Origin of the sequence: Streptomyces sp. P17, from assembly GCF_032436805.1 — a bacterium.
In the GTDB taxonomy this organism is placed as follows: Bacteria; Actinomycetota; Actinomycetes; order Streptomycetales; family Streptomycetaceae; genus Streptomyces.
This window is the reverse complement of record NZ_JAVRBF010000687.1, coordinates 1-279: the sequence shown is the minus strand read 5'-3', so window position 1 is coordinate 279 and position 279 is coordinate 1. Positions and strand designations below refer to the sequence as shown.

Sequence of the window (279 nt, the reverse complement as noted above, 5' to 3'; positions counted from 1 at the left end):
ATGCCCTTAACCTGCATCCAAGAGACCTTGGTGATGACAGTACCTTCATCAACAGCAGAACGGACGTACTCATCAATGAACTTCACACGCTGAAGTTTGGTACGCCATTGCCAGTTGAGAACGGTTTCATTCTGAAGTGCAGCCTTGACGCTTTCGTAGGTAGCAGGCTTCACATCAAAGAGCTTATCACTCGACAGGAATGGTTCCGTCAAAGCAGCATATCGCCATTCAGCCTGACGACGAACAAGACGTGGTTGCACATTAGAACGGTTTTTCACG

Annotated in this window: 1 protein-coding gene; it reads right to left on the bottom strand. The window is 48.0% G+C overall.

What is annotated here, in order from left to right; all coding sequences use genetic code 11:
* Nucleotides 1-260: hypothetical protein (locus tag RMT89_RS42590; protein ID WP_315889126.1), on the bottom strand; the 260-nt coding region annotated here is incomplete at its 3' end.
* Between the last annotated feature and the right edge of the window lie 19 nt (nucleotides 261-279).